This is a genomic window from Planomicrobium sp. CPCC 101110 (assembly GCF_007859395.1).
Classification (GTDB): Bacteria; Bacillota; Bacilli; order Bacillales_A; family Planococcaceae; genus Planococcus.
Map to the genome: position 1 here is coordinate 89119 of NZ_VOHD01000006.1, position 25435 is coordinate 114553.

A 25435-nucleotide genomic window follows, 5' to 3' on the forward strand; every position below is an offset into this window, starting at 1 on the left:
CGATAACAGGAACGATCGAATAAGCCCTAAACAAACTAATCATCGTTAGGCCTGAATTATAAATGATAAGGGATTCACTGGTAGGGGCTGGGTAAGCAGTTAAATTAAAAATCAAGGATTCGACATTAAGGGTGAAAATACTTTTGAACATATAAGTTTTTACTAACTAGATTGAATTAAGGATTTGTATCAGTATATTGAGTTGCTTCTTATCTTTAAATATCTAATCAATCGGATGTTGAATATAACTTGTTAGAATTAAATAACATGCAGAATCTTGAAGTTCTGGGTAATCAGGATTGTGATTATCTAGGTCTTTAAAAATAAAATAGTTATATTCGAACCAGTGATTCGAAAGGCTCTTCAAGAAAGGGGCTGACAAAAGATAAGTTAAAATATCATTAGTGTTATCGGAAGCTGCATAACTAGTAAGGGGGAGAAGAGGCAATTTGATCAGCACCTATTCTTCCTTTTTTTATGTAAAATCGAACTTTTTAAACTACTTTATCTTATTATAATATTTGCCCTTGCTAACGGAAGAGGGCAAATTAATACGGTAAGTTTATCTGAATAAGTTGACAGCTAAATGTTAACTTGATATATTTAGTCTGCTAAATATATTTAAGCAGCGGAGGTTTATCTATGAACAATAAGGTGGACTGTGATATTCGCCAATCTTTAGATAAAATTTCATCCCGAATGCGTCGAGATTACAGTGAAAGTCTAAGAGAACTTGACCTCTATGTAGGCCAGGACAATTTGCTCTCTCGCCTATGGGCAGGTGATGGAATCACACAGATGCAACTATGTGAACATTTAAAATGTGAGCCCCCTACTGTAACGAATATGGTCAAATCACTGGAGCAAAACGGATTCATACACCGTAAACGTGATGAACATGATGCAAGAGTGATGCGAATATACCTTACAGATAAAGGAAAACAGTTAGAGAAGCCAGTTGATTTCAAATGGAAACAGCAGCAAGAAAAATTATTGCATTCGATTTCAGCGGAAGAACGCTTATTTTTAAGAGAACTAATGATGCGGATGGAGAAAAACTTATTCTGATTTTTCTTCAAGTTAATATTTAGCCTGCTAAATGTTTTTGGACGGTCATTAGATAAGGACATGTTATGGGCACCGGTTGAAGCCTGGGGATCCCACTAAAATATGGACGGTATTATGGCTAACATGTATTCTCTTAATTTCATGGAGAAGATTTTCTTCATGATATCCTGCAAAGAATAATTATTCTCAATGAGTAAATTATATTATATCGGAAGCGTCAATATGAATTTTTTCAACTTCTTGCATCTTTCCAGAAGATAAAGTGATTCATATCCATTAGTTTAGTAAGGATACCAAAAGGCAGTCTTTGTTACGTGATTTCCAAGAAAATATTTAGCAGGCTAAATAACAAGAGCTTTTAAATTCTCTCTAGCTTTGAACCTTCAAGTTCGCTGTCAATTACATTAAAGAGGTGTGAACAATGAAAATGGAGGATATGATCCTTACTTGTATAAAAGAACAACCAGGAATCAGCGCCAAGAAGATTGTTTCGTGCTTGGATTCAGGAATAATCAATTCATTAAGTACAGAAAGAGCTAACTCTCCAGGATTGATTTTTAAACAATTGCGTGCGCTAAAGAGAAAAAGGAATGTTCATAACAGAGGCGATCGCTGGTACTTCATGAAACGCAATGAAATAGAGAAATCATAATAGAAGAGGTTCTCTCAAAATAGGCTCAATGTGTGCGGCAATATGATAGGAATTCAACAATCAACAAGCTAAACCCATCATGGGACGATAAGGGATCTTTGATGAATATAGCTCTAGTGTAAAAAGAAGGCAGGAGCGAAAAGACATGAAAACAGAAAAACAAATGGCATTAGCGTTACAGATGGTTTCAGGCTATGGGGGTGAATTCAGCGCTTGGCGGATGCCGGGTACTGATCCTGCAGCCTACACCAACACGGATAGTTACGTAGAGCGGGCTAAATTAGCGGAAAAAGGGAAATTCCAGATGATTTTCATTGCGGATACCCCGGTTTTAAACAATGATTTAGGTCTTCAAACCCCTAGTTTCCCTATGGATCCTATGTTGGCACTAATGGCTGTAGCCAGGGAAACAAAACGGATCGGGCTTGTTGCTACGCTCTCAACGACGTTCAATTATCCCTATAACATAGCGCGTCAGTTCAAGGCACTGGATGTGATCAGCCATGGACGTGCAGGGTGGAATGCGGTCACAACATCCGATCCAGCAGCGGCAGCAAATTTTGGTGCTCAGGTTGCCAGCCGCAAAGAACGATATGACATGGCTCATGAATCCATCCAGATTGTCCAAGCTTTATGGGGAAGCTGGGAACAAGATGCTTGGACATTGGATGTAGAAGGTGGAAAGTTTGCCGACATGGACAAAATAAAGCCGATCAATCTTCAAGGTCAGTATTATGCTTCTCGTGGTCCATTGCCAATCCCGCCATCTGAGCAAGGGCAGCCGGTAATTTTCCAAGCTGGCGGGGGAGAGAAAGGGTTGGAATTGGCGGGGAGCTACGCCTCTGGTGTCTATGCCAATCCCTATGATATCGAGTCGGCTCGCTTACATAGAGAAATGATTCGACAAAGTGCGGTTCGTTACGGAAGAAATCCGGATGACATCAAGATGTATGCGGGTTTCATGTTCTCCTTGGCTTCTACGGAAGAAGAGGCGCTGGAACGCCGTAGACAGCTGATGAGTTTCAATCCGGATGAGATCCCAAGCCGGGTAAGCTACCTTGGTTCCATGGTCGGCTTGCATCTTTCAGTAAACTCAGTAGACATTGACCAGCCTTTAGCAACTGATTTGTTGAAGCGGGCATATCCGAGTCCACAGGATCCACGTTCTGCCATCGCGTTAAAGCTTCTGAAACAAGGGCTGTCCGTTCGTGATGTTCTTGCCCACGGTGTCATCAACTACCATCCTGTCGTTGCAGGGACTGCTGTGCAAGTGGCGGACTTCCTGGAAGAATGGTTTTTGGCCGGCGCCTGTGACGGTTTCTCGATTGTTCCGGATATCGCACATGATGGAGTGGCCGATTTTGTGGAACAGGTGGTGCCAATTTTGCAGGAGCGCGGCTTGTTCCATAAGGAATATGAAGGAGAAACACTGCGTGAGCATATGGGCGTTCCATACCAATACGGAAGAACTGGGATTGAAAATCAATAAAGGAGTGGATGTAAATGACAGATACCGTGGATTTGCTTCATAATCACACATCTGTTCGAACGTATACAAGCGAACCGTTGACTGAGGCACAACGGGAAGCCATTTTTAAAGCAGCCAACCAAACCTCATCTTTCAGCCTCTTGCAGGCTGTTTCAATCATTCGGATTACCGATCCGGAACTTCGGAAGAAAGTGATGCACCTCTCGGCCAACCAACCTTACATTGAAGAGGCGGCGGAGTTTTGGATTTTTTGTGCCGATTTTAACCGGAATCATCAAATTGCGCCTCATGTAGACCTCGAGTATATTGAGTTTCTGCTAATCGGTTCATTCGATGCGGGATTAATGGCTCAAAATGCTTTGACTGCAGCTGAATCAATGGGACTTGGCGGCGTATATATCGGCGGCGTCAGAAATAATATCAATGAATTATCTGAAGTATTGAACTTGCCGGAGTATGTAGTGCCTTTAGTGGGATTATGCATTGGTCATCCTAAAGGCGAGAAACCAGGATTAAAGCCACGCTTGCCTCAATCGCTGGTTATGTTTGATAATCAATATCGAAAATTGGATGATGAAAAATTAGCATCTTATGACCAGCAGATGCGGGACTACTACAAAAATCGTCCGATTAGCGCGCCCTTTAGTGTAAGGAAAGTAAAGGGATGGACAGATCATATTGAAGAGCATTTGGAGAGAAGTAAACTGCCCTTCATGCGCGAGTACTTAAATAAACAGGGCTTTGCAAAAAAATAAACCATTATTAAGTTAATTAGGTTACTGGGAGAGAGAAAATTGAAGAAACAATACAATACAAAAGCGATTTTGGCGTCGCTGCTTATCGTCGGGTTTGTGGGCATGTACAGTGAGACTGCCTTAAACATCGCCATGGTGAATTTAATGGACGTGTTCCAAATTTCGGCGGCAACCGCACAGTGGCTGACGACCGGGTTTTTGCTAACGCTTGGCATCATAATGCCGATCAGCGGCTTGCTGCTGCAGATGTTTACGACGAGGCAGCTGTTCGTGGGTTCACTTATCAGTTTAATTGTTGGGACATTAGTTGCGGCACTTGCAATCAACTTTGAGATGCTGATGGTTGCCAGGGTTTTGCAGGCGGCAGGCATGGGCTTATTGCTGCCTCTCCTGTTCAACACCATTCTGGTCATTTACCCTCCGGAAAAACGGGGGGCGGCCATGGGGTTTGTCGGACTTGTCATTATGTTTGCACCAGCAACCGGACCGACGATAGGCGGTCTAATCATCGAATACTTAACATGGCATTTTATCTTTTGGTTCTCGCTGCCATTTCTGATCATCGGACTGCTGATTGGGCTGAAGTATCTGGAAAACGTGACCGAAGTGACAAAACCCCGGATCGATCTGTTCTCCGTCCTGTTGTCAACCATCGGATTCGGTGGAGTGGTCTATGGCTTCAGTAAGGCAGGCGAAGGAGATGAGGGATGGGGCAGCATGGTTGTTGTGATGTCTATCATCATTGGACTTGTCGCTTTGTTCTTCTTCGTATTACGTCAGAATTCGATGAACGATCCCATGTTGAATCTGAGCGTTTTCAAGTTTCCGATGTACGTTATCGGGCTGCTTTTGGTGATGATTTGTATGGTGGTTATTATGTCGAGCATGATCATTCTGCCGATGTTCCTGCAGACAGGTGCAGGGCTCTCGGTCTTTACTGCTGGGCTTATGTTATTGCCCGGAAGTGCGCTGAACGGACTGCTCTCCCCATTTATTGGCCGGTTATTTGATCGATTCGGACCGAAATGGCTCGTTATTCCAGGTCTGATTGTCGTTGCGACGATGTTATGGTTTTTTACCACGCTTTCCACTGCTTCGTCAGTGGCGTTTATGGTGGCTCTGCATATCGGGCTTATGGTTGGGGTGGCGATGATTTGGATGCCTTCTCAAACGAACGGATTGAATCAACTGCCGCCGGAATTATATCCCCACGGTACGGCAGTCATGAACACGCTGCAACAGGTTGTTGGCGCAATGGGGACAGCGGTGGCCATCAGCATTCTTACGGGCGGGATGGAGAACTATTTGCACGGCTCTTCCGCGCCGGGCAAGCCGACGGAACTTGCAAACGCGATGACGTCCGGTTCTCATGATGTGTTCCTGTTCACGATGATTATCGCTTTGATTGGTTTAATTTTCGGATTCTTTATCCGGCGTGTTGTAACCGACCGTGCGATAGTCAACTCATCGCATTAAATGATAAAAAGATATCATCGAAAATCGAGGATATTATTCTTATATAAATAGAAGAAAAACCAGGTATTTAACTATTCATAGAAGTACAAAATCGCTGAAATGAAAGGATAGAAAAATTATGAGTGACATTATTATTATTTCTGGAAGTCCTTCTGATACTTCCAGAACGAAGAAAGTACTTGATTATTTGGGGACCATTGTGGAGCAGGAAGGATTTTCAATCAAACATATTTCAGTAAGGGATGTTTCAAAAGATATATTGTTCGAAGGGGCATATGACAGTCCTGAAATTCGCAGTATCGCAACTTTAATCCAAAATGCGAAAGGTGTCATTATTGGGTCACCCGTATATAAAGGTGCCTATTCAGGGGTCCTGAAAACATTGATTGACGTACTTCCGCAAGATGTATTGAAACACAAACCAGTTCTTCCTTTAATGACTGGTGGCAGTTCTACACATCTTCTGGCATTAGACTACACATTAAAACCAGTCTTAGCCTCGTTAAAAGCACATAACTTGAAAGGGTTATATTTCGTAGACGCTCAAATTGATAAACAGGGAGAAATTCCAATCATTGATGTGGACACGTTAAAACGTACGAAAAAACAACTGTATTACTTTATGGAGTTAGCTAAATAATTCTGCGTTATATACCGAATCGTTATGCAGAAAAATTTTAAAAAATAGCCACGTTATTAAATTAACTAAAGGCCGTTAAACAGGAGATGGCGATATGAATTATTCAATACTTGATTACGTGCATATTTTTAGGGGAGAAACACCGCAACAAGCACTGGAAAACACAAAAGAAACATTGCAATTAGCTGATTCTTTAGGGTATAAACGCTACTGGTTTACTGAGCACCATAACGCAACGACCATATTTAGCATGGCACCAGATCTATTAATGATGCTCGCAGGGACATTGACGAAAAAGATGAACATCGGGGCAGGCGGTATCATGTTGCCTAATTACAGCCCCTATAAAGTGGCGGAAAACTTTGCGTTGTTGGAAGCAGCGTTTCCGAATCGTGTGGATTTAGGCATGGGACGTGCATCTGGCACAGACTTCTTAGCGAAAATTGCCCTCCAAATGACAAGAGAGAAAATGATTGAGGTGAATACAGCTGATCAGATTCAAGAGATCATCTATCATTTAACGAAATCCTTCCCGGCTGGTCATCCACTAGAAACGTTAAAAATTGCTGGTGCACCGTATAAGCCGAATATGTTTATGTTGGGATCATCCGATGGTGGCTTAAGCTTAGCAACAAAATTTGGTTTGAAATTCGCCTTTGCCGGTCAATTAAACCCGCATCAAGAGGTACAATTATTAAACCTATATAGACAGCGCTTTGAAGCGCAAGGTCATAAAGAAAAGCCGTATAGCATTCTATCGAAATTTATTTTTGTAGCAGACACTGAGGAAGAGGCAAAGTTTGCGGCATTACCCGCTGAAATTAGCTGGATGAAAATGTATATGGGTGCAAAAACAGAGGAACTGCAATTATTGTCGGTGGAAGAAGCGGCTAACTATGATTTTACTCCGCATGAATTAGCCATCCGTGAACAAAATAAAGGGCGCTTCATTATTGGGAACCCCGAGCAAGTTAAGGCACAAATTCAAGAACTTGAACGTACAGCACGCATCGACGAGATTATGATAGCGGATTGGTATGCGGATCAGCGTACACGACTAAAAGGATATGCATTATTCGCTGAGTTGATGAAAGCATAATCGCTCTAGTCACAATAGCCTTACTAATAGAAGCATGGTTGGGAATTGTGCCAGAACACAATATATATGAAGGTTTTTCTGAAGTATTCTAATTAGAAAGAAGGTTTATCAATGAATAATCGAAAAAAATCAAAAACAGACGAAGGTACGTCGGAAACGAAAAACAAGCAAATGATCCTGGGTGTGACCCTGGGGAACAACTTTGGTACGCACCCCGCCACATGGCGGATGCCGCACGTGGACCCTCGGTCCTACACGAACATCGATGCCACGGTGGAGCAGGCACGGACGGCGGAACGAGGGGGACTGCATTTTGTCTTCATGCCCGACCGTCTCTTCATGGCTGGCGACCCCACATCCGCTTCCATGTTCAACATGGACCCGATCATTACGCTGTCGGCGGTGGCACAGGCGACCGCACGAATCGGACTGATGGGCACGGCGTCGACCTCTTTTACCGAACCATACCTGCTTGCCCGTCAGCTCAAGGTCCTCGACGTCATTAGCCGTGGCCGTGCCGGATGGAACGCCGTGCCGAGCTACGAATCCGCCGCCTTCGAGAACTTCGGCAAGGCACTGCCGCCTAGAGAGAACAAGTACGAGCGTCTCCACGAAACAATGCAGGTCGTCCATGCGCTCTGGGGAAGCTGGGGGTATGAGGCGGGTGAGCCCGACCAAGCCGGCATGTACGCCGATCCGTCCCATATCCGCCCGGTCAACCTGCAAGGCAAGCACGTCGGAACACGTGGACCCCTTCCCGTCCCACCTTCAGAGCAAGGCCAACCGGTCATCATGATGCCCGCCAGCAGCGGATACGGCCTGCAAGCGGCCGGCATGTACGCGAACGTCGTCATCGGCATGCCAAACAGCATCGAGGAAGGCAGAGCCTTACGCAACACCGTGCGAGAGGCCGCAGTACAGGCCGGACGGGACCCCGAGGAAATCAAGTTCGTCGCATTCGTCGGTTACACCGTCGGCGACACTGAACGCCAAGCCCTTGACGCACGTCGTGCACTCGATGACCAGATAGATGTACATGGGCCGCTGTCACGCCTCAGTGCCTATCTTGGTCTGCACGGGGAACTCGTCCGGCCCGACGAGCCCCTCACCGCGGCGCAGCTAGCTTCCGTCCGGGCGCATCCACACGATGCACGGTCCGTTCGCGCAGTCGAGCTAGCCAAAGCAGGATGGTCGCCGCGCGACATACTCGCCCACGGTGTGTTCGACCCCAATCCTTACGTGGCAGGCACCGCCGAGCAGATCGCCGACCATCTTCAGGAATGGTTTGAAGCCGAGGCAGTGGACGGGTTTGTGACGAACTTCGACGACTTCCACACCGGAATCGGTGATTTCGTCGATCGCGTCGTCCCGATCCTGCGCGAACGCGGCCTCCTCCACGACGGATACGAGGGGGAGACCCTCCGTGACCACCTGGGCCTGCCAGCGCAGTACGGACTCGACCCTCGCATCGCAACCGGACCAGCAGGAAAAACCCGTTAACAGACCAGTAGATTATCTGCGGTACAGCGCTCATGGACGGGTATGTGGTACTGAAAATGCCTGGCGCGCTCCGCAGGTCGGTCGGGGCAATTGAGCGAATATCGAGGCGAAGATCCGCTAGGCACGGATTGTTTTAAAAAGACGATCCGCAGCAGATTTTATTAATGCGACGTTATTCTTTGGTTCGCTTTGAAAAGTAGTCATCAAGTCCAGGAATGGCTATAGAAATACGAGTTGATGCAGTGATGCTTTCTGGTTTCACCCTAATCAGGAAACGCGTAAAAAAGTATATATTAGTAACGGAAGAAACGAATTCGCAAGCTTTTATTTTAGAACAATTAAGGACCCTGAAAAAAGGGAACCTTCATAATAAAGGGGATCGCTGGTATTTCATGAATGGCAATATAGGATAATTGCCATTATGAAAGGAGGTACAGTGAATTGGTTAAAGTAGAAGTTACGAGAAGCGTTCCTGAAGGTAAAATCATGTCTTATCGATCTATGGGGCATGCGAATTATGACGTGCATGGCAAGGACATTGTTTGTGCTGGTGTATCGGCAGTAACATTTGGAACATTTAACTCAATAGAAGCATTGTTGAAGATTGTTCCAAAACATACGGTAGATCACGGATATTTGGAAGTGACTATACCTGAAAAAATGGAGTCAAAAACGTCTGAACACGTACAGCTCTTGCTGGAATCAATGGTGGTCATGTTGAGCACTATCCAAGAATCTTACGATGATTTTTTAACTATCGAACAAACGATACATGGGTAACAACCCTGTTACTAGCAATTATGAATATTTAACTCCCCAGATAAAAATACTAAAGCCGTTTTCGTTAACCTATGAGGTTACTGGATACGGCTTTTTCTCAATACAATTGTAGCTAATATACTGAATTGGGTCTGACACAGGGACGCGATTATTAAGTGAAATTAAAGTGAACTTTATCAACTTTCAAGTAAAGAATATTTGTCAGTTGCTCCGCCATATATTGTGGGGATTGTTGGAACTCATCTTCAATCCATTGCTTGAGCATACCGAGTACAGCATAGGCTTGATAGCTGGTAAAAATGCCTTGATCGATTAAAGAATCACCATTCCCTTTATATATATTTGTAATTGCATTTTCCAAAAACTCTTTAAGAATTTTGATGAATTCGTTTTGGAAATTCAAACTTTTTTCCTTGGTCAATAATGCTTGATAATAGTATCTGTATTGATGGACATGTTCGAACAGCGTCTGAGTGGATGGTAAAACTGAGTCGTTAATTAGGAATTCAGAGCCGCTTAGGTAAGGAGCTTTCATAGCGGCAACTAAATCATGGGCTGATTTTTTAACCACTTCTTCTAGAATTTCTTCTTTCCTATAATAGTGATAATAGTAAGTACTGCGATTAACGCGAGCATGAAGCGTAATATCCGAAATGGTAATTGTTTCAAATGGCTTTTTAAGCATCAAAGTGACCAAAGCTTTTTGAATTTTCGACTTTGCACTACTATGTTGTCTTTGCATCCAACCATCCACCTGCACTTTCTTAGCTTTTGGCGCTGCCCAACAAATTCTTCCTGATTTGTTGGTTGAGCCTTTCTTTCATTATATTAGACTTAGGTATAAGAGTGAATTTAAAGCGCTTTCATAATTCTGAAAAATCTATATATTAGGGGGATTAATATGCCAAGACTAGAGGGGAAAGTAGCAATTATTACAGGGGCTGCAAGCGGGATGGGATTAGCAGGTGCCAATTTGTTTGCAAAAGAAGGAGCAAAAGTTGTTGCTACGGATATCGTAACAGATACTTTGGAAGAAAAAGTTAACGAAATAAATTCTAATGGCGGAGAAGCAATTGCCATTCGTTTAGATGTGTCACAACCTGATTCATGGAAAGATGTCATTGAAAAAACCATTGAGACTTATGGCAAAATCGATATTCTTGTGAATAATGCAGGAATTCATATTGCCAAAGGTATTTTGGAAGCCGAGATGGATGACTGGAATAAAGTGATGGCCATTAATTCTACTGGCGTATGGTTAGGGATGCAGGCAGTTATTCCTCACATGCAAAAAAATAGAGGAGGTTCGATTGTCAATACTTCTTCCATCGCTGCTATCCTCGGCGGCATGGGCGATGGGCACGGTGCAGCATACAGCGCCTCTAAAGGAGCCGTCCGCGCATTGACTAAACATGCAGCCCAGTGGTTTGGAAAAGATAATATCCGAGTGAATTCAGTGCATCCTGGTGCGATTTATACTGGTATGGTGGCAAGTGCCGGTATTAAATCCCAAGAAGAAATGGGTACACATTATGAAGGCCGATCAGCTTTAGCGCCTTATGCCGGAGAAGCCTTTGACATTGCGAACGCGTATCTATACTTAGCTTCTGATGAATCAAAATATGTAACAGGACTGGAACTGGTCGTAGATGGCGGATGGATTTCTCGTTCGTAACAATATGTACAAGTAACCTGATGGGTGCTTGACTTTTCGACATAGCTTATCTATTATTTTGTATTTTAAAAAATGAAGGAGGAGAGATTTAAATGAAAAGATTAGAGGGAAAAGTCGTTTTGATCACTGGTGGTGCTCGCGGTATGGGAGAAACAGGAGTACGCAGATTGTCATCTGAGGGAGCAAAAGTGGTATTTACCGATATTTCCGAAGAAGCAGGTAAACAACTTGAAAGTGAATTCAGTGAAAACATTAGTTTTTTCAAACAAGATGTATCAAACGAACAAGACTGGATAGATGTCATCCGACATACTGAAGAAACATTTGGTCCACTTGATGTATTGGTCAACAACGCTGGGATCGACTTGCCGGCCGAAGAAATTGAAAAAGTGGAAACCGCTTCTTATCAAAAAGTTATCGATGTTAACCAACTTTCGGTCTTCTTGGGAATGAAACATGCTACAACTTCCATGCGGAAAAATGGCGGCGGCTCAATCGTCAATATTTCTTCATTGGCTGGAATTATTGGAGCTCCGCAGAAAATTGCCTACACTGCTTCCAAGTTCGCTGTGCGCGGAATGACAAAAGCAGCTGCCTTGGAACTTGGACAATATGGCATCCGCGTCAACTCTGTACATCCTGGCTTTATCAAAACAGCGATGACAGAGGGGCTTGTTACACCGGAACTCGAAGCGAGTTTCCCACTTCGTCGTGCAGGCGAACCCGATGAAGTGACGAATATCGTCGTTTATCTTGCTTCAGACGAATCCAGTTATTCCACTGGAGCTGAGTTCGTCATTGATGGAGGACTGGGCGCTCAATAACATACTAAATGAAATTAAACAAAGCTATTCCAAAAGGTCATGAGTATAACCTATTGGGATAGTATTTTTATTTCTGCAATTTACCTGCCACGAATTCTCCATCAACCGATAAAATGACACCATTGGTCTGTTTTGCCAAATCGGAACATAGCCATAACACGGCATTCACCTGGTGTTAATGCCATTGAATCTCGCTTTACTAGAAGCTTGGCTATTCTAGCGTTTGTAGTCTTTGTCCTTTATCTATAACAATAATAACTAAGCACAGGGCAATATACATTTTGCTCTGTTATTATTGTTATGTTTTAGTTAACATATGATTTCGTATCGGAAGCTACTTGAATAGGAATAGAGAGAAAAGCTGATCTCATAGCCTCTTCTCTCTATTTTCGTTTAAAAAAGGGTGCTTTTACGAACGTTCAAAAATTCTTCTCAACTTTGCCTTCTTTAGATTTTAGTCATCTAGCTCTATTGAGTGGGATTTTAAAAATTATATATGAAATAAGAAAGTGAGGGATGGCTGTCTTTAAAGAAGGGTTTGTGTATTCATATGGTCGGTCCACCTTAAAACGAATGGAATCATACTCAGCAAGGGGTATGATTTTTCATCTGCTTCTAAGACTAGTTCTCCCTCCGTAACAGTGACAAATTCCGGCACGCCTGATTGATGTGCTTCTGATTGAATGCTGCTTTCAGACTTCATATATCCTCGGTAAAGCTCAAATTCATTCGAGCAAAGCTCCACAGTAAAGGAATATAAGTAATAGTTCGTTATATTAGTATATTACATTCAAAACCCTGAAAGCCATTTTGTCCCTTTGTCTGGCTATGGCTGCTCCATGCTTGCAGCATCAAGCAGTATTTTTCACTTTTAAGCTTTTTTATACTATAATGAATTTCCACTAAACATAAGTGAAAGGAAGAGAAAAAATGAAAATTATTCATGCTTATATAAAAATTTCGTCGGAAAAACGTGATTTGTTTTTAAATGAAGCGAAAACTCTTATTCAACAATCCAAAGCCGAACCTGGCAACATTAGCTATCATCTTTATGAAGATCCGTTAACAGCTAATTCGTTTGTGATGGTTGAGGAATGGAAAGACCAAGAAGCGATTCGAGTTCATGAAGAATCGGCTCATTTTCAATTGTTTGTAAGCAACGCTGCTGAGTTTATGGTTGCTCCTTTAGAAGCACATGTATTTGAAGCAGCCAAACAGCAGTAGCCATAAATCAACCTTATAATTTAAGAAGGAGCAAAACCATGAACAACAAAGAAGCAAAAAAGCAGGAAATACTCGAAGCTTTTCAATTCAGACATGCAACAAAACAATTTGACCCAGAAAAGAAAATTTCCGATGAAGATTTCGAATTCATTTTGGAAACAGGACAGCTATCGCCAAGCTCTGTCGGCTATGAGCCATGGAAGTTTGTTGTTGTTCAAAATGAAGAACTTCGGGGGAAATTGCGGGAAGTATCGTGGGGAGCACAAGGTCAGCTGCCGACAGCCAGCCATTTTTTGGTAATCTTAGCGAGAACAATAAAAGATACGAAATATGATTCCGCATATGTGGAAAATTTAATGCTGAATGTAAAAAAAGTTCCGGAAGATATTTTTGGTCAAATGAAAGTTCGCTATAAAAGCTTCCAGGAAAATGATCTTAAGCTACTTGAAAGTGAGCGCTCTATGCTTGATTGGGCTGGCAAGCAAACGTATCTTGCACTCGCCAATATGATGACAGCCGCTGCCCAAATCGGAATCGATTCTTGTCCGATCGAAGGCTTCCAGTTTGAGAAAGTGCAAGAAGTGCTTGAGGAAGCGGATTTGCTTGAAGACGGCCATTTAGCAGTTTCAGCAATGGTGGCATTTGGCTATCGCAGCCAGGAACCCCGCCCGAAAACAAGAAAACCGATGAGTGACATTGTTCAGTGGGTAAAATAAAAAAATTTGGCGTGTCCGCTGCTCGTTTTAGCTTGTAAACAGCGCCTTTGCTTCATAGGTTGATTAAACTGTTTATCGACCTTTCAGGGTGGCCACTGTTGATATGGTGGCAGCTCAGCAGCTTTTCCAATTGATTGATCGACTTAAAATGATCGGAGTTCAAACAGCATTGACAGGTTTCAATCCGGTTATTGCTCAGACTGCAGTTCAACTTGGAATAAAATCAAGGAAGTATATAGGTATAGGCAATTGAAGGAATAGCTAACACCCGGTCCATCAAACCAACCTGAACAGATTGAATCGGAGTTATCTGCCTTTAGAAAGATGGTATCAAAAACTACCTAATACGATTATTAATACCGCTTTTATTGCTAGTATGAAATTTATTGAAAAAACGTACTGACCGATTTCAAATGGTCAGTACGTTTTTTGATTTGAAATCGGAAATTTCATTAAACTGTCGGCATTCCGCCGGTAATCCCGTATATTTGTCCAGTAACATAGCTGGAATCAGTTGAAGCTAGGAAAACATATGTTGCAGAAAGTTCTATAGGCTGCCCAGCACGGCCAATCGGGGTAGCAGGTGTGCTCTTTCCGAATTCTGGAATGTTTTCCTGCGGTTGCCCGCCTGAAATTTGTAAAGGCGTCCAAATAGGACCTGGAGCTACGGAGTTTACACGTATTCCCTTGTCTGCCAGTTGTTTTGATAAAGCTTTAGTAAAGCCGATGATAGCGAATTTTGTAGCGGCATAATCGAGCAAAATAGGGTTTGGATCAAACCCTTCAACGGAACTCGTGGTGATAATTGAAGCTCCTTCTGGCAGGTGGGGAAGTGCAGCTTTTACAGTCCAGTATAGTGAATAGACGTTGATTTGAAATGTTTTCTCTAACTGCTCAGTCGGCAAGTCCAAGATGCTTTCCACGGCTTGCTGTTTTCCCGCAACCAGTGCAAGAAGGTCCAAACCACCAAGTTCAGAATGCGCCTGTTCGACAAGTTCCTTGCAAAATGACTCGTCGCTCAAGTCTCCTGGGATTAAAACAGCCTTTTGTCCTTCAGCTTCGATAAGTTTTTTTACCTCGTCAGCATCCGGTTGTTCTTCGGGCAGATAATTTAAGGCAACATCGGCCCCTTCTCTTGCATATGCAATCGCTGCTGCACGGCCGATTCCTGAATCACCGCCGGTAACAAGAGCTTTTCGTCCTTTTAATCTGCCTGACCCTACATAGCTTGTTTCGCCGCAATCAGGTTTCGGGCTCATCTGGGTTTGCAGGCCAGGAGGCTCTTGATACTGTTTCGGGAAATTTTCAGTAGTATAATGACTTTTAGGATTCTGCAGATTCGTCATTTTATCTCTCCTCGTTTAAGTATTTGAAAGGTTCTTAGTTTATCTACCACTTATAGAAGAGATGAAACACAACCTATGGATATAAGAGGGTATACAAAGAGAAGCTTATGTATGTGAAAGCTTAGAATAAATTTCTGGGCGATATGCTCCCTTAGTCCGGCTAGTTCTCCAGTTTTATTTGAAAGAAGGGAAATTTATCCAGATATCGGTTATTCAGCGCTTTGATAACATACACAGCGGCGCTTTCATAGAGGTTAGTTTTTTTCAAACATGGGGGCATAGTGAATAGGGAAGACAAGAGGACCTTGAAAAAGAGATTGTGTACTTCTACGGACGGTTTTTCAATCTAGGTTATTCTTGAAAACTGTCATTCTAAATCTAGTTTCAGGAATTATATGGTAAAATATAATTGGGATATTTTTCAATAAAACTTGAGGGGAATAACCGCAGAAAGCAAGGGATTATAATGGATCGAGCAAAATTGGAAGCAGTGCAAAAGCATTCAGGTGTCAAGGTAACAGGGTTCCTTGGCGAAGGAGCTTGGCACTTCGCTTGGAAAGTCCTAAAAGGGAGCGACGAATTAGTGCTGCGAATTCCGAAAGCAGTAGCCTATCGTAAGCCAGTCCCGTTTAATGAAGAGGCATTAAAAGCAGAATACGCAGGTACTCAACTTTATTACCGATCTGTCAATAAAGCGGTGGAAGGATCGGCGCCACAGTTTTTTGAATTCCATGTGTCATCTGAACTGACGTACACACTAGAATCTTACGGAGGAAAACAAATTGACCTGCATGCATTGACGGAAAAAACAGCTTTTCAAACCGGGAAAGAAATAGGAGAGATTTACCGAAAGACCGAAGAGGTACCGCTAAACGTAGATGGTTTTGGTTATTTGAACTGGTCGCAGGAGAAGGGATTGCAGGGCACTATAAAAGGAGATGCAAGCGAATTTCTAAAGGAAGAAAGTGATGAGCAAATTGCGGATTATCAAGCATTATGTGCAGCGCATCCAGAATACAAAGATAATAGAGTCAGCGAAGCGATCCAGTTGGCTGTGGCTCATAGAAAAAAAACATTCACAAAACCGCTTTTGGTTAATCAGGATGCTTCACCGGAAAATATCCTGCTGAACGGCAATCGGGTTTGTTTGATCGATCCTTACCCCAGCATTAATTATCCCAGAACGATGGCCGGGAATTTCATGAATCTCTATGAGACTTTCTTTATTAGTTTGGCACATACTGAACGCTACCAAAAGCATCAGTTTAAAGAGTGCGAAGAGAACTTGAAAATGATTGCAAAGGGATTCATAGAAGGATATATTGCAGGAAACCCGCAAATCGCCAGCGAAGTCAGGGGAGAACAACTGCTGAAATTGCTTGAAACAGCATACAGCCATTCTCAATTGCTTTCGGAAGACTTAACTGAGGAAACAAGAATCCGGTATGGCAACAAGGAAGAGATGGAAAATCGACTCCTGCAACTTTCTAGGGAGCTGAAAGTATTAGCGGCTTCTGAAATCGACGATTTTAGGTGTTTTCTGGCACAATATTAATTCGTTATAAGAGAATATCCTTCATTTTAGAAATTTAAGGACCGCTAAATCAAATAACATAATAAGAAAAAATCCTAATAGAATGCAGATTACATATCATGTAGTTATCGTAAGCTATTTAAATAGGAAGGGAGAGAAGAGGGAACAGCCACATCTTCTCTCCCTTTTCGTCTGTAAACCTATACGTTTACGAATTGTTTTCAAAAAATTTATTTAATCAATTTAAAGAAAGTTCTCTTTCTTTAAAAGATTGCCTTAATTATTCATAGTAATGAGAAAAGCAGAAAAACTGTGGTTGTGCTATGAGAGGAAAGGATTGATTGCGAGCCAAATATTGTGGACTATGATAAAAAGTAAGATAAGTAATTGTTTGTAAAGGATGAAAATTAAATTTTCACATATGGGGTGTAGGAGTAATGGTTATTAAAGTTTGTTTGAATGGCGGCCGGACTAAACAAGAACATGAACAGATACCTATTACGCTCGATGAAATTATAAAAGAGATCCATGTCTTGAAAAAATTTGGAGTGGAGCATTTTCATGTCCACTTAAGGGGGAGCGATGGGAAAGAAACGTTCGATAACCAGTTGCTTGCACCGCAAATGCAAGTTTTAAGGGAGCGCTATCCAGGTGTTAAAATTGGCATAAGTTCAAATTTGTTTGATAGCATGACCCCGGAGATCAGGCATGAAAAAATTAGCGAATGGAAATTCAAGACGGATTATGTTTCAGTGAATCTATCAGAACCAGGAAGCTTAGAAATTTGGAATCTGTTGAAGGAAAAAGAAATTATGCCAGAAGCAGGTATATGGACGATGGAAGACGCAAGAATTTTTGTGAAGAATAAACTGGATCAGTATTGCGAACGTGCGCTGATTGAAATGTTTTTTGAAGAGGAAGAAGAAGCAGTTTTTCAAGCCAATCAAATTAGTGCTTTTTTAAAAGAGCACAACAATACATTGGAGCAGGTGCATCATGGAGAAGGGATCAATACATGGGCAATTGTCGATAATGCTTTGAAAAAAAATTACGGCATCCGGATTGGTTTGGAAGATACTTTAGTTTTACGGAATGGAGAAAGGGCTTCAAGCAATGAAGCCCTATATAATGAGTTAATAAAGGATTAAATGTAGAACAGCTTCTTGCTGTTGATAGCGGCTGCATCGCTCGCCGGTTGTGGAATCCTCTTCGATTCGCCCACTACCGGCTTCAAATTGTTTCTTTTTTCTTTGGCGTCGTGGGCCTGCTGTCCATCTTATGTGTATTTGGTATAAACGATACGCTGGTTTGGTCTTCAAATTTACAGCCCTCCGCCGATGATAGCAGTGGGATTTTTTATTTGTCTCCTTAAGGAAAGGATAGTTTGTTCCTTCTGACATCACTGATTCAAAAATTGTCGCTTCATTTCAATGCCTCACTTCATGAAGTGGGCTGCAGGCCTGTCCTTTTTGCGATTTGCCATCAGAAATAAAGGCAAAAGACACACTAAGAAAGCGAAACCACTAATAAGGAATTTCGCTTTTTGCCTAGTTCTTTTTATCTTGTGCTCCTTAAACTTCCACACCTATGATTGCAGATAAAGAAGAGCAGGAAAGGAAAAACTGCCCTCCTCAAGTAAGAATTACCGAGGAAGGGCAGTTTGCTATATCATTATCGACTGATTAACGATGTGTATTTCCTGAGACAGCGCGTCCATCTTTTTCAGGGAAGACATTCTTATCCAGGTATTTATGGAAGAACCATTCCCCTACGCCAATCACTAAAGCGGAGATAAGAGCTGCTTGAATGATGTCTTCCGCGTTCTCGATCAACGCGTCGCCCATCAGCCAAATGACCAGGAACGAAAGGATGATATCGGCAATGGTTGCCATCATGTTTCGTTTTTTATGGTCTTCATGGCGATCGTGGCCAGCTGAGTGGTTGTTGCCAGTTTGATTATCCGATGCGCCGTTGCCGGCTTTTCTAAAGATCATCAAATCGCCTAGTACATAAGCAATCAGTGTCAAAAAGAGGCTAATCAAAAGGGTTTTCTCGATTTCAACGTCGTAGATTCCTGTTAGGATGACTAAAAGTACGACTGCAATCATAACGAATTTCAAAATAAGTGCTTTTACGTGATTCATTTGATTTCCTCCTCTGCAATTTTTGTCCTTGCCTTAAGTAAACTACCCTCCTTTCTTCCTTTTAATCCCTTTCTTGAAAAGTCTTTTAATTGCAAATTTGCTTATCCCGCCAATATGTATAACTTTTTGTGTCTTTTGAAGGGGGAAATAGGGTTAGTCTTTAGTACAGCGGGAAATCATTAAAGTAGCCAACTAGAAAATAAAGGAGGAGTGGTGGTATGAGAACAGGTTTCAAGACCTGTAAAGATAATGTTATTCAAGTTATGGGCCTGCATGGACTGGCTGCAAGCCACCGTATACAAAAAACCATCATGGAAACCGGACTCTACTCGGTATACATCCTCTCTGATGATGGCTCGGAAGCAAAAGGCGAAGTGCTTTTGATCGAACATCCTCCAGCACAGCAGCATTCTGCCCATCTCCTGTCCTTAAAATCCAAAAAACCTTTAACAACTAGCGAATTAATGGAAGAAATAGTAGATGCTTTGGAAAAGCATTTCGCACATAAGGCCTAACTTATCCAATTCTAAGGAAATCATAAAGTGTCCAGGTGCGTTCAACTTTTCATAAGACAAACGCAAAAAAAATCATCCATGTATATTCCCGAAAGAATATACATGGATTTAAAAGGTTTGCAAGCTAACGGTGAAAATAGACAAATACTTGAATCCAACTTTTTTGCTTGATGAAAGAGGAGGGACTTCTTATTGCATTTCTCCTTTTTCTCTGATGATAAAAAGCACCTTTACAAAGTGTTGAAGGGTGGTTTGAACCTAAAACATGCCAGCTAACGGATATCTACCAGTAAGCAGGAAACTGATGGAAGATAGAGCCGCTTTTTGATCGAAGTGCAAATATTTTTTTGAAATTGCGGCTTCTTATTGAATAATTCTGCTTGTGAAAAACTCATAATAAATTCTAATTTGGGAGAGATTCCGTGAATAGAAATAGAACGATCCAATTTGAACATCATATTTCGTATGTTTTGCATACATATTTTGATGTCAGCTTTGCGTCAGTAAAAGCGATTATAGAACCTTCTTGTTTATCGGTTTTCCTTTCAGATTTCGTGATGCCGTTTGAGAAAACGTTGTTGAAGCGAAGCGAAACAGAGCAGGTCCTGAAAATAAGAGGTGGACTGATGCGTGCTATGGAGAAAACCCTTAAGAAACAGGCAAAGAAAACTTTGGGAATACTCGTAACTGACCTGTCTGTTACTTGGAATCTCGAAGAAGAAACAGGTCATATTGTCTTTGGGCTTTGTGACGAAATAGGAAGCAAAGCAGTTCCAACAAGCTGCCCACAGCAGTACAAGAGCCGTATTGACAAAACTGTAAATCTTGTTGAGGTCGAAATACAGAAATAAAATATTGGCTTTGGATTTGCCAAGGAAACTTCGGTAAGCCGTTTATTCCGATAAGCCGGCAACTATATTAGGTCATGCATTTTTCTAATGGGAAATTTTGAAGACGTGAGAATGACAGGACCTTGAATTGAAAGGAACTATTGTTTATATGGAGATAAGGTGAGACTGGTTTTGACCGCTCCATGTGCCAATAGAAATATTCAGCTGTATCAAACAGGAAACTTCGGAATATGCGATTATGAGAGCTGAACATTTCCCTTCTTCTCTTTGATAAGTTCCTCATCAAACAAGCCCCCTATGCTATGAATAGGGGGCTTGAGGTGATTTCATAAGTCTGAATATAACTTATTGGATGAATAGCTTGTCTATCAGATTGTAATAGTTGCTGGAAATAAGATGAATATCTATTTTGCCTCTATGCTAGAATATCATTGAGGTGTAAATTATGGAAAATATGACGATATTTGTAGCGCTGGCTGGCGGTTTCCTGGCCTTTATCTCCCCTTGCTGTTTGCCCTTATATCCTTCATTTGTCTCTTATATCACAGGGGTTTCAGTAAATGAACTAAAAGAAAACAAGCAGGCTTCTTTCCGAAAAAAAGTGTTGCTTCATTCTTTTTTCTTTTCACTTGGATTTTCGGTGATTTATTTTGTGCTAGGGTTTTCACTCAGTACGATTGGTGGCTTATTTGCGGCCAACCAGAAATTGATTCAGATGCTTGGAGGTATTTTCCTGGTATTTATGGGCCTATTTTTGATGGGGATCATCAAACCCGAATTCATGTTTAAGGAAAAGCGGCTGAATCACCAGAAAAAATCAACCAATTACTTGAATTCATTTATAGTAGGCTTTGTTTTTTCGGCTGGGTGGACGCCCTGTATTGGTCCCATATTCGGTGCGATCATTACCTACGGCAGTTTGGTGAATCCAGCCCACACGATAGCGGTTGTCACTGCTTATTCTCTCGGATTCTGTATTCCATTTGTTATCATGGCATTTTTTATTGGAAAGACACGATCTATTCTTAAATATTCAGCTGTTCTAATGAAATTCGGTGGAGCAATTATAGTCCTGCTGGGAGTCATAATTTATTTTGATAAAATGTATTATCTAAATATCTGGACATCAGCATTGAAATATATCTTGGAATCTCTTTTATCTGCCTAAATGTACTTTTACAAATGGTTATCTATTCCGATAGAAATTCTCATAAGGGAATTATGTTTTTGAAGTTGTTGCTATACAATTATATGATTGTATGAAAAAGGATGGGAACTATGCCAACAAATTCGTTTGAAAATTATCCCATGAGCTGGAAGCCGACAATTACTCGAATAGAGCGCCCTATTTATCAGGCATTGGCGAAGCAACTGGAAGATGATATTAAAGAAGGCCACCTGGTGCCTGGCACAAAGTTGCCGCCGCAACGGGAATTAGCGGATTATTTAGAAGTGAACTTAAGCACAATATCGAAAGCGTTTAAAGTAGCTGAGTTGAAAGGGCTCATCAGTGCAACGGTCGGCAGCGGCACGTATGTTTCCTATGATGCTGTTTCCAACGCCTATTTGCTTGCGGAAGAAAAACCGAAACATTTGATTGAAATGGGTGCCATGTTAACGGACCGGGTATCCTATAGGCCATTATTCGAGCTGCTGCAAGCAATGCTGCAGGAGCCGGATTATGCCAGATGGTTTGATTACAGCCGGCCTGGCGATACGGTTTGGCAAAAAGATGCAGGAGTCAAACTGATGGAGTATGCAAGGATCAAAACGAAAAAGGAACATATTTTGATGGCAAATGGCGGACAAAACGCCATTACAGCAACCCTTGCGGGACTTTGCCAGCATGGCGATCGGATCGGTGTCGATCACCATACTTATCCGGGATTAAAGACAGCTGCCGCAATGCTGGGGATCCAGCTTGTTCCGATTCGGTCGGAAGGAGATGAAATGAGTCCGAAAGCTCTTTTATATGCATGCAAAAATGAAAACATCAAAGGGTTATACCTGATTCCGGATTATCAGAATCCATTGACGTATACAATGAGTGCCGAGACCCGCAAAGCGATTGCAGAGATTGCGATACAGCATGATTTATTCATCATCGAGAATGGAATGTTTCACTTGCTTCAGGATGAAGTGCTGCCTGCCGTAGCATCATACGCTCCTGAGCAGACAATTTATGTTGTTAGTTTATCGAAATCAATGGCACCAGGGCTCCGGCTTGCATATGTGGCCCTTCCTCTGAAATTTTTGGATCCGGTCCGGAAAGCTCTCTATAATCTGAATATCTCCGTGTCGCCGCTATTTGCAGAGTTGGCAGCACGAGCCATAGTGTCGAAGCAATTCGAACAGGTGATTGCTCTCCATAAAGAGGAAACCAAAGCCCGGAATCAATTAGTGGATTATTATTTGGGCAAGGAGAACTGTATAGGAAAAGCCACCGGGATTTTTCGATGGTTACATTTGCCGAGTTCATTTACAGGTGATCAATTTGAAAAGCTTGCCTCAGTCCACGGGGTACAAGTATACAGCGGTGGCCGTTTTGCAGTAGGAAATGTTGCTCCGGCAAATGCTGTACGCTTAGCCATTTGTACGCCCGAAACGAGAGCGGAACTGGAGACGGCTCTCGTGATCTTAAAAAAATTGCTGGCTGTGTAAAAACACGAATCGTTTATATACTATTTTGTATGCCATACAATTATATTATTGTGTGGCATTTTTGTGCGTGCTACGCTAATAGAAACCTAGGCGAAGGATATTGAAAAAACTTCATAAAAAAGAATGAATGGGGGATCCCTTGTGAATCAAAAGAAATTATTACTAACATACGTCTCAGTATTTTTAGTCACTGCTATTTGGGGACTTAACATGGTCATCATCAAAGTATTGGTGGAAGATTTGCCGCCTCAAACCATGACAGCATTCCGGATTATGATGGCGGGGGTCACAGCACTTATCATTATCGTACTTGGAAAATCATTTCGCCGTTTATCAAAAAGAGAATGGATTTATACATTGCTGGGGATGTTGTTCGGAGTCGTCCTCCATCATCTGCTGATAGCCGTCGGGTTAACCATGATCGATGCTTCGAACGCTTCCTTGATCCTTGCCTTAGTACCGTTGACAACCGCCATACTCGCGGTCCTTATTCTAGGAGAACAGTTGACTAAATTACGGATCATTGGTTTTATCCTTGCCTTGATCGGTGTCTTTTTTATTCAGGGAGGCTCTTTCGGTGATATGCAGCTATCTCAAGGAGAATTGCTTTTGTTCCTTGCCGTGTTGGTCCAAGCGATTAGTTTTATTTTCGTGAAAAAGGCAACAGCGACACTGGATTCAAAACAAATCACAACCATCATGTACCTCATCGGCTCGATTGGTTTGCTGATTATTAGTTTGATCACCGAGCCTGAGGGACTCAGCCAGATGACTTCAGCTTCTCCTTTTACTTATTTTTTATTTATTGTGTCAGGAGTTGTGGCGACAGGAGTGGGATATATGGTTTTTAATGCAGCCATCGAAAAAATTGGCGCTGGGCAAACAGCCATATTCAATAACTTTGTTCCATTTTTCGGCCTTGTGTTTTCCGCACTTTTTTTAAGTGAATCCATTACAATACCACAATTGATCGGATTTGCATTTATTGTATTCGGTGTTCTGTTCGGTACAGGTTACATTGAACGAGTATGGGTGAACAGACGAAGAAGGGTTCATCATACAGAAAAGAGTTCCGGGTAACTAAATCTATTGAAAAAGTGCTTCTATTGGAAACCGAACAAGTGCTCATTCAACATATTACAATGAAAAACGCCATTCTATACGAATAGGCGTTTTTATACCCCTTTAACAAAGAGATAACCATTGAAACTTGATTGAGGCGCACTTATATGAAAATTGTCAGCACTAGGTAATATCGGCGAGAAGCTACGTTAGTTATACTACAAAATTAAAAATTGAATTTTTGTTGATTGAAAGCTGTTATCTGTCTTACTAGATAAAGAAGAGATGTGCTTAAACCGATTGGACAAATGCGTTTAATGCCAACAGGGTGGAACACTTGAAGAAAAGGCTGAAAATTTGGTGTACAGATAGTTGATCAACGAGAAAAAATGGAAAGTGAAGGTGTTCGAAATGATGAGGAAACTGCTGCCCCCTAAGCCCTTTTATTATGAAGGCGGCGAGAAAGCCGTTCTGCTCCTGCATTCTTTCACGAGCAATCCGAGCGATATGAAAAAGTTGGGAAGGCATTTGCAGAAGAACCATTATTCCTGTTATGCCCCGGTATACAGCGGCCATGGCTTGCCAGCGGAAGACCTTCTCACGTATGGCCCCTCCGATTGGTGGCAGGATGCATGCAACGGTTATCAGTTCCTGAAGAACAAAGGGTTTGAAAAAATAGCGGTGGCCGGCCTGTCACTTGGCGGAGTGTTGGCCTTAAAAGCGGGGCAAGAACTGGAGGTGATTGGTGTGGTGACGATGTCCGTGCCGATCCAGAGGAAAGCGGCTTTTCTGCAAAAGCGTGCCTTCTATTATGCAAAACGATACAAACAACTGGAAGGGAAGGATGAGGATCAAATCCGGCTGGAAATGGAAAACCTTCGCCATCTGCCTCTCGACTCATTGATTGAATTCCAAAAGCTCATTGATGGAATCAGAGACAACTTAGCCGGTTTAACCGCGCCGATTCACATCTTATATGGGGAATTGGATGAACCGTTGTATCAAGCGAGCGCCGAAGCAATTTTTCAAAGCGTCGCATCGAATCAAAAAAACGTGAAGGGGTATCCGAACTCCATCCATTTAATGACAGTAGGCAAGGATATGAATGCAGTGAACGAAGATATACTTGCCTTCCTAAATGAACTGCCTTGGCAGCTATAGTTTACATATCACCTGTTATCATCAGCTATCAAGTAACGAAGGTAGAGAAGAAGTGCTTAAGGTTAGAATCCACTCTGCCTTTCGGTCTGTAAAAGTGTAATTCAAAGAATCATCAGCAAAGAGATGGGTATATAAATAAGAAAAGATACTCATTCTGGAATTGGTATGTTGTTGTCATTTTAAAGCAACTCCAGCAAAAATATAAATCCAAAATTTCACTTTTAATAGCTTCAAGCATCCGACCTCTCGATTGAGCAACTATG

Annotated in this window: 24 protein-coding genes and 1 pseudogene; 22 read left to right on the plus strand and 3 right to left on the minus strand. The window is 42.1% G+C overall.

Annotation, left to right across the window (positions count from 1 at the left end):
* The first annotated feature begins 642 nt into the window (after positions 1-642).
* The 9 genes from FQV30_RS08305 (at position 643) to FQV30_RS08345 (ending at position 9459) form a co-directional block, all read left to right on the plus strand.
* Positions 643-1068 carry a MarR family winged helix-turn-helix transcriptional regulator gene (locus tag FQV30_RS08305; protein ID WP_146499699.1) on the plus strand — a complete coding sequence of 142 codons (426 nt, stop codon included), beginning with the start codon at positions 643-645 and terminating at the stop codon, positions 1066-1068.
* Between the two features lie 421 nt (positions 1069-1489).
* On the plus strand, positions 1490-1720 hold the full coding sequence (locus FQV30_RS08310; RefSeq protein ID WP_146499700.1) for a hypothetical protein: 231 nt from the start codon (positions 1490-1492) through the stop codon (positions 1718-1720).
* A 145-nt stretch (positions 1721-1865) separates the two neighbouring features.
* On the plus strand, positions 1866-3209 hold the full coding sequence (locus FQV30_RS08315) for an NtaA/DmoA family FMN-dependent monooxygenase (RefSeq protein WP_146499701.1): 1344 nt from the start codon (positions 1866-1868) through the stop codon (positions 3207-3209).
* 14 nt (positions 3210-3223) lie between these two features.
* A complete protein-coding gene (gene nfsA, locus FQV30_RS08320; RefSeq protein WP_146499702.1) occupies positions 3224-3964 on the plus strand; it encodes an oxygen-insensitive NADPH nitroreductase in 741 nt (246 codons plus the stop codon).
* 15 nt (positions 3965-3979) lie between these two features.
* Positions 3980-5440: a DHA2 family efflux MFS transporter permease subunit gene (locus FQV30_RS08325; RefSeq protein ID WP_370512391.1), complete on the plus strand. Its 1461-nt coding sequence runs from the start codon at positions 3980-3982 to the stop codon at positions 5438-5440.
* A 118-nt stretch (positions 5441-5558) separates the two neighbouring features.
* Positions 5559-6080 (plus strand): NADPH-dependent FMN reductase, encoded by a 522-nt coding sequence (gene ssuE / locus FQV30_RS08330; protein WP_146499704.1) that lies wholly within the window; start codon positions 5559-5561, stop codon positions 6078-6080.
* 94 nt (positions 6081-6174) lie between these two features.
* The gene (locus FQV30_RS08335; protein ID WP_146499705.1) at positions 6175-7179 is read left to right on the plus strand and encodes an LLM class flavin-dependent oxidoreductase; all 1005 of its coding nucleotides are present in this window, start codon (positions 6175-6177) and stop codon (positions 7177-7179) included.
* 111 nt (positions 7180-7290) lie between these two features.
* Complete coding sequence (locus FQV30_RS08340) at positions 7291-8679, plus strand: NtaA/DmoA family FMN-dependent monooxygenase (protein WP_146499706.1); 1389 nt, start codon at positions 7291-7293, stop codon at positions 8677-8679.
* Positions 8680-9120: 441 nt separating this feature from the next.
* Positions 9121-9459: a ribosomal-processing cysteine protease Prp gene (locus FQV30_RS08345; protein ID WP_146499707.1), complete on the plus strand. Its 339-nt coding sequence runs from the start codon at positions 9121-9123 to the stop codon at positions 9457-9459.
* Between the two features lie 151 nt (positions 9460-9610).
* Here the strand turns inward: FQV30_RS08345 and FQV30_RS08350 are convergent, their stop codons facing one another.
* The gene (locus FQV30_RS08350) at positions 9611-10201 is read right to left on the minus strand and encodes a TetR/AcrR family transcriptional regulator (protein ID WP_146499708.1); all 591 of its coding nucleotides are present in this window, start codon (positions 10199-10201) and stop codon (positions 9611-9613) included.
* Positions 10202-10360: 159 nt separating this feature from the next.
* Here FQV30_RS08350 and FQV30_RS08355 point away from each other — a divergent pair, with 159 nt between their 5' ends.
* The 5 genes and pseudogenes from FQV30_RS08355 to FQV30_RS18195 all read left to right on the plus strand — a co-directional run.
* A complete protein-coding gene (locus tag FQV30_RS08355; RefSeq protein WP_146499709.1) occupies positions 10361-11134 on the plus strand; it encodes an SDR family NAD(P)-dependent oxidoreductase in 774 nt (257 codons plus the stop codon).
* Positions 11135-11226: 92 nt separating this feature from the next.
* Positions 11227-11958 carry a glucose 1-dehydrogenase gene (locus FQV30_RS08360; RefSeq protein ID WP_146499710.1) on the plus strand — a complete coding sequence of 244 codons (732 nt, stop codon included), beginning with the start codon at positions 11227-11229 and terminating at the stop codon, positions 11956-11958.
* 930 nt (positions 11959-12888) lie between these two features.
* Positions 12889-13182 carry a putative quinol monooxygenase gene (locus FQV30_RS08365; RefSeq protein WP_146499711.1) on the plus strand — a complete coding sequence of 98 codons (294 nt, stop codon included), beginning with the start codon at positions 12889-12891 and terminating at the stop codon, positions 13180-13182.
* Positions 13183-13220: 38 nt separating this feature from the next.
* Positions 13221-13898 carry an NAD(P)H-dependent oxidoreductase gene (locus tag FQV30_RS08370; protein ID WP_146499712.1) on the plus strand — a complete coding sequence of 226 codons (678 nt, stop codon included), beginning with the start codon at positions 13221-13223 and terminating at the stop codon, positions 13896-13898.
* Positions 13899-13954: 56 nt separating this feature from the next.
* Positions 13955-14151 (plus strand): annotated as a pseudogene (locus FQV30_RS18195) (STAS domain-containing protein); the annotation flags it as partial.
* A gap of 199 nt (positions 14152-14350) precedes the next feature.
* Here FQV30_RS18195 and FQV30_RS08375 read toward each other — a convergent pair.
* The gene (locus FQV30_RS08375) at positions 14351-15244 is read right to left on the minus strand and encodes an SDR family oxidoreductase (RefSeq protein WP_146499713.1); all 894 of its coding nucleotides are present in this window, start codon (positions 15242-15244) and stop codon (positions 14351-14353) included.
* Between the two features lie 466 nt (positions 15245-15710).
* Between FQV30_RS08375 and FQV30_RS08380 the strand changes: the two genes are divergently transcribed.
* Positions 15711-16799 carry a hypothetical protein gene (locus tag FQV30_RS08380; RefSeq protein ID WP_146499714.1) on the plus strand — a complete coding sequence of 363 codons (1089 nt, stop codon included), beginning with the start codon at positions 15711-15713 and terminating at the stop codon, positions 16797-16799.
* Positions 16800-17215: 416 nt separating this feature from the next.
* Positions 17216-17926, plus strand: coding sequence for a 3-keto-5-aminohexanoate cleavage protein (locus FQV30_RS08385; RefSeq protein ID WP_146499715.1), 711 nt, complete (start codon positions 17216-17218; stop codon positions 17924-17926).
* 534 nt (positions 17927-18460) lie between these two features.
* Here the strand turns inward: FQV30_RS08385 and FQV30_RS08390 are convergent.
* The gene (locus tag FQV30_RS08390; protein ID WP_146499716.1) at positions 18461-18922 is read right to left on the minus strand and encodes a YndM family protein; all 462 of its coding nucleotides are present in this window, start codon (positions 18920-18922) and stop codon (positions 18461-18463) included.
* 218 nt (positions 18923-19140) lie between these two features.
* On the opposite strand from FQV30_RS08390, the gene FQV30_RS08395 reads away from it, so the two are divergent.
* The 6 genes from FQV30_RS08395 to FQV30_RS08420 all read left to right on the plus strand — a co-directional run bounded on the left by FQV30_RS08395 (position 19141) and on the right by FQV30_RS08420 (position 25172).
* Complete coding sequence (locus FQV30_RS08395; protein WP_146499717.1) at positions 19141-19437, plus strand: hypothetical protein; 297 nt, start codon at positions 19141-19143, stop codon at positions 19435-19437.
* Between the two features lie 422 nt (positions 19438-19859).
* Entirely contained in the window at positions 19860-20288 is a 429-nt protein-coding gene (locus FQV30_RS08400) for a Na-translocating system protein MpsC family protein (RefSeq protein ID WP_146499718.1), read from the plus strand.
* Between the two features lie 445 nt (positions 20289-20733).
* The gene (locus FQV30_RS08405; protein ID WP_146499719.1) at positions 20734-21456 is read left to right on the plus strand and encodes a cytochrome c biogenesis CcdA family protein; all 723 of its coding nucleotides are present in this window, start codon (positions 20734-20736) and stop codon (positions 21454-21456) included.
* A 110-nt stretch (positions 21457-21566) separates the two neighbouring features.
* Entirely contained in the window at positions 21567-22949 is a 1383-nt protein-coding gene (locus tag FQV30_RS08410; protein ID WP_146499720.1) for an aminotransferase-like domain-containing protein, read from the plus strand.
* Positions 22950-23090: 141 nt separating this feature from the next.
* The gene (locus tag FQV30_RS08415) at positions 23091-24029 is read left to right on the plus strand and encodes a DMT family transporter (protein ID WP_146499721.1); all 939 of its coding nucleotides are present in this window, start codon (positions 23091-23093) and stop codon (positions 24027-24029) included.
* 393 nt (positions 24030-24422) lie between these two features.
* Entirely contained in the window at positions 24423-25172 is a 750-nt protein-coding gene (locus FQV30_RS08420; protein ID WP_255473372.1) for an alpha/beta hydrolase, read from the plus strand.
* The last annotated feature ends 263 nt before the right edge of the window (positions 25173-25435 follow it).

Bases quoted from the DNA above. Each gene is read 5' to 3' on its own strand.
- FQV30_RS08305 (WP_146499699.1), top strand. From the start codon at position 643: ATGAACAATAAGGTGGACTGTGATATTCGCCAATCTTTAGATAAAATT.
- FQV30_RS08310 (WP_146499700.1), top strand. From the start codon at position 1,490: ATGAAAATGGAGGATATGATCCTTACTTGTATAAAAGAACAACCAGGA.
- FQV30_RS08315 (WP_146499701.1), top strand. From the start codon at position 1,866: ATGAAAACAGAAAAACAAATGGCATTAGCGTTACAGATGGTTTCAGGC.
- nfsA (WP_146499702.1), top strand. From the start codon at position 3,224: ATGACAGATACCGTGGATTTGCTTCATAATCACACATCTGTTCGAACG.
- ssuE (WP_146499704.1), top strand. From the start codon at position 5,559: ATGAGTGACATTATTATTATTTCTGGAAGTCCTTCTGATACTTCCAGA.
- FQV30_RS08335 (WP_146499705.1), top strand. From the start codon at position 6,175: ATGAATTATTCAATACTTGATTACGTGCATATTTTTAGGGGAGAAACA.
- FQV30_RS08340 (WP_146499706.1), top strand. From the start codon at position 7,291: ATGAATAATCGAAAAAAATCAAAAACAGACGAAGGTACGTCGGAAACG.
- FQV30_RS08350 (WP_146499708.1), bottom strand. From the start codon at position 10,201: ATGCAAAGACAACATAGTAGTGCAAAGTCGAAAATTCAAAAAGCTTTG.
- FQV30_RS08355 (WP_146499709.1), top strand. From the start codon at position 10,361: ATGCCAAGACTAGAGGGGAAAGTAGCAATTATTACAGGGGCTGCAAGC.
- FQV30_RS08360 (WP_146499710.1), top strand. From the start codon at position 11,227: ATGAAAAGATTAGAGGGAAAAGTCGTTTTGATCACTGGTGGTGCTCGC.
- FQV30_RS08365 (WP_146499711.1), top strand. From the start codon at position 12,889: ATGAAAATTATTCATGCTTATATAAAAATTTCGTCGGAAAAACGTGAT.
- FQV30_RS08370 (WP_146499712.1), top strand. From the start codon at position 13,221: ATGAACAACAAAGAAGCAAAAAAGCAGGAAATACTCGAAGCTTTTCAA.
- FQV30_RS08375 (WP_146499713.1), bottom strand. From the start codon at position 15,244: ATGACGAATCTGCAGAATCCTAAAAGTCATTATACTACTGAAAATTTC.
- FQV30_RS08380 (WP_146499714.1), top strand. From the start codon at position 15,711: ATGGATCGAGCAAAATTGGAAGCAGTGCAAAAGCATTCAGGTGTCAAG.
- FQV30_RS08385 (WP_146499715.1), top strand. From the start codon at position 17,216: ATGGTTATTAAAGTTTGTTTGAATGGCGGCCGGACTAAACAAGAACAT.
- FQV30_RS08390 (WP_146499716.1), bottom strand. From the start codon at position 18,922: ATGAATCACGTAAAAGCACTTATTTTGAAATTCGTTATGATTGCAGTC.
- FQV30_RS08395 (WP_146499717.1), top strand. From the start codon at position 19,141: ATGAGAACAGGTTTCAAGACCTGTAAAGATAATGTTATTCAAGTTATG.
- FQV30_RS08405 (WP_146499719.1), top strand. From the start codon at position 20,734: ATGGAAAATATGACGATATTTGTAGCGCTGGCTGGCGGTTTCCTGGCC.
- FQV30_RS08410 (WP_146499720.1), top strand. From the start codon at position 21,567: ATGCCAACAAATTCGTTTGAAAATTATCCCATGAGCTGGAAGCCGACA.
- FQV30_RS08420 (WP_255473372.1), top strand. From the start codon at position 24,423: ATGATGAGGAAACTGCTGCCCCCTAAGCCCTTTTATTATGAAGGCGGC.